This is a genomic window from Haloferax sp. s1 (assembly GCF_058382125.1).
Genome location: NZ_JBZRPK010000321.1, coordinates 1 through 3,128 on the forward strand (window position 1 = coordinate 1; position 3,128 = coordinate 3,128).

The 3,128-nt window shown below is 62.6% G+C and carries 4 protein-coding genes; 1 reads left to right on the forward strand and 3 read right to left on the reverse strand.

What is annotated here, in order from left to right:
• On the forward strand, positions 1–195 hold a 195-nt coding region (locus tag QT222_RS03615), incomplete at its 5' end, for a hypothetical protein (protein WP_491476334.1).
• Between the two features lie 64 nt (positions 196–259).
• On the opposite strand, the gene QT222_RS03620 is transcribed toward QT222_RS03615, so the two are convergent.
• The 3 genes from QT222_RS03620 to malQ all read right to left on the reverse strand — a co-directional run.
• Positions 260–670, reverse strand: a complete 411-nt coding sequence (locus QT222_RS03620; RefSeq protein WP_004056594.1) for a DUF555 domain-containing protein — start codon at positions 668–670, stop codon at positions 260–262.
• An 87-nt stretch (positions 671–757) separates the two neighbouring features.
• Positions 758–1,672 carry a DNA-3-methyladenine glycosylase family protein gene (locus tag QT222_RS03625; protein ID WP_491476335.1) on the reverse strand — a complete coding sequence of 305 codons (915 nt, stop codon included), beginning with the start codon at positions 1,670–1,672 and terminating at the stop codon, positions 758–760.
• Between the two features lie 188 nt (positions 1,673–1,860).
• Positions 1,861–3,128: 4-alpha-glucanotransferase (malQ, locus tag QT222_RS03630; protein ID WP_491476336.1), on the reverse strand; the 1,268-nt coding region annotated here is incomplete at its 5' end.

Sequence of the window (3,128 nt, forward strand, 5' to 3'; positions counted from 1 at the left end):
GCAAACCCGAGCCAGAACCAGACGCCGCACAAGCCGACTGATGCGGGGCAGGAAACGCGTTCCCCCCCACGAAGGAACAAGCAGAGAGCGGCGGCGTCGTCGTCTTCGCCGCGCTGCCGCCCGCGGGCAACGGCTGTGTGGTTGCGGAAGATGCAGGTGGGCGAGTTTCAGAAGCTAGCCAGTCCGAGTGTTTAGGGAAGTAGCAAGCCCGAGTGTTTAGATGGGAAGTCTGTTACGCCGCCACAAAACGTGTGACCGTTCAGCGGTCTTCGACCAGGTCGTCGAAATCGGGAATGAGGTCTTCATCGGTACCGTCGCCGTCCGTCTCTTTCGGTTCGTCGTCGAGCCGCTCGACAGAGAGTACCTTTAGTGGAATGTTTTCGAGACGCTCCCCAATCTCCTTGCGAGCGATTCGAGATGCGTGTTCTTCCTGTTCGACGTTGAACACAGTCATTTCGAGTTCGAGCGCGACGAGGGCTTCGTCCGCGACGATAAACACAGGAAGCGAGTCGTCACTCGGGGCAGTGCGGGAACCCATGTTTATTTCGACGTATTTCAGGTCGGGGTTGAGCATCTCACCCGTTTTGGAGATGGCGATGCGAATCGCCTCGTCTTCGGTTTCCACGTCGTACACCGGGACCGCGGCCTCGACGACGACTCTGCAGTCCATGGTCAGTGTGAAATTGTACCGCGAAGGGTATCAACCTTCTTACCACACCGGTTTTGCAGGCTCTCCTACCCCGCCAAACGGAACGTACTATTCGCCGCCGGACCGGAGATAATGGAACACGTAGGTCTGTGTGTACCCGGCGTATTCGCCGCCGAGTCGGTCCCGAATGGCACGTGAGGTCTCAGTGTAGTTGCCCTGGTCGCAGTCCGGATAGTGGTCTTCGATTGCGGAGCGAATCCACGTGTCGAGCGGGACGGCTTCGAGATAGTCGAGCGAGAACAAGAGTATGCAATCGGCTACCTTGTCACCGACGCCGACGAAGTTCGTCAGGTAGTCGCGGGCGTCCTCGTAGTCGCGTCCGAGTGCTTCCGAGGGCGTCGCTTCGCCCGTCGCAACCATCTCGGCCGTCCGCTGGACGTAGGGGGCGCGATAGCCGAGGCTGAGGTCACGCAGTTCGGCCTCTGTGGTCTCGGCGAGACGTTCTGGTGTCGGGTAGGCGTAGTACGTCTCACCGTCGAACTCGACGGCCTCGCCGTAGGTCTCGCGGAGACGCGACTGCATCCCGAAGATTCGCGAGACGCGCATCTGCGCCGAGCAAATGAACGAGATGAGACAGCCGAACGGCGGGTCGCGGACGAGACGCATGCCGGGGTAGGCGTCGTAGGCCCGGCGAACCAGCGGTTCGTCCGGCATCGCGTCGACGATTGCGTCGAGGTCGTCGTCGAGACGAAGGAGGTGCCGCAGCAGCGGGACGGCGTCGAGGTTCGACTTCCATTCCAGTGTCCCGTCCATCTGCCGGACGCGGACAACCGCTGATTCGTCCGAGACGCCGTCGAGGGGCGGCACAATCGTCTGGTACCACGCGTCCCCGCCGTGGGCCGCGTCACGTTCGTACATCTTTCCGTCGGGGCGGTCCCAGAGGTACGTCTGACCGCTCTCTAAGGTCGACTGGAGGTCGAACGCGCCGTCGAGGGTCGCGAGGTCAATGACACCCGTCTCCATCGCTTCGACGTTGGGCGCGAGGGATTTGCGGGTTTCGATGATGGCAGGTGCAACGTGCGGGTTTCGGTGGCGACCGATACGACGTGCGGATTTCGATGCGGTGGGCGAGACGGGCGGATTTCGATGCGGTGGGCGAGACGTGCGAATCGAATAGCAACAGACGCGCGGAGAAAAAAACGAATCTCGATTCAGTTACGGATGTGGAGGTCCGTCAACTCGGCGAGACGGGCCGAAACGTCGTCGTCGAGGCCTTCACGGGTGACGCGCCATTCCCAGTTTCCGTTCTGCGTGCCGGGCGTGTTAAACCGGGCGCGGGAGTCGAGTCCGAGGAGGTCCTGCACCGTGGTGAACGCGAGCACCGACGCCGAGTTCCAGACGGCGTCGATGATAGACCAGTGAATCTCGGAGCCGTCGGCACCGATGTTGTAGTGGAGACAGTCGCGGGTGTGGTCGTCCAGCGACTGGTAGTAGCCGACGAAGGTATCGGTGTCGTGTGTCGAAGTGTAGGCGACGGAGTTCTCCAGGTAGTGCATCGGCTGGTACATATCACCCTCGCGGCACCAGTCGGCGTACTGCGGGACGCGCATACCGGGGAACGCAAAGCGGTCGCGCAGGTCGACGAGCGAGGCGTCGAGGAAGCCGAGGTCTTCGACGATGAAGGGGAGTTCGCCCAGTTCGCGTTCGACCGTCTCGAAGAAGTCGTGGCCGGGCGCGTCGCGCCACTCGCCGTCTTCGGGGTTGTCCGACGAGGCGTCGATGGCCCAGTACTCGTCGAAGCCTTTGAAGTGGTCGATGCGGGTCACGTCGACGAGGTCGAACAGGCGACGAAGTCGGTCAAGCCACCAACTGTAGTCGTCCTCCTGAAGTGTGTCCCAGTCGTACAGCGGGTTGCCCCAGCGCTGGCCGGAGTCGTTCGGGTTCGGCGGGACGCCCGCAACGACGGCCGGTTCGTGCGACTCGGTGAGGTCGAAGGCTTCCGGGGCGGCCCACACGTCGGCGCTGTCGAGGGCGACGTATATCGGGAGGTCGCCGACGAGGGTGACGCTCTTCTCGTCTGCGTATGCCGCGAGGTCGCGCCACTGTTCGTCGAAGCAGAACTGGACGAACTCACGGTAGCGAATCTCGTCTTCGTGCTCGTCTCGGGCGCGAGCGAGTGCATCGGGGTCTCGCGTCTTCAATTCCGTCGGCCAGTCTATCCACGCGCCCTCGAACTCGTCTTTCAGGGAGGCAAACAGCGCGTAGTCTTCGAGCCAGTGCGCCTCCCGCTCGCGAAAGGCTTCGAATGCGTCGCGGTCGTCCTCGGAGGCGTCTTCCTCGAATCGGTCGAAAGCCGTCCGAAGGCGCGAGCGCTTGTAGTTGCCCACGCGTTCGTACTCGACGGCGTGGTCATCGAAGTCGGGGACCGGTTCGAGGTCGTCGGCGGTCAGCCACCCGCGGGCTTCGAGGTCCGTGAGGT

Bases quoted from the DNA above. Each gene is read 5' to 3' on its own strand.
- QT222_RS03620 (WP_004056594.1), bottom strand. From the start codon at position 670: ATGGACTGCAGAGTCGTCGTCGAGGCCGCGGTCCCGGTGTACGACGTG.
- QT222_RS03625 (WP_491476335.1), bottom strand. From the start codon at position 1,672: ATGGAGACGGGTGTCATTGACCTCGCGACCCTCGACGGCGCGTTCGAC.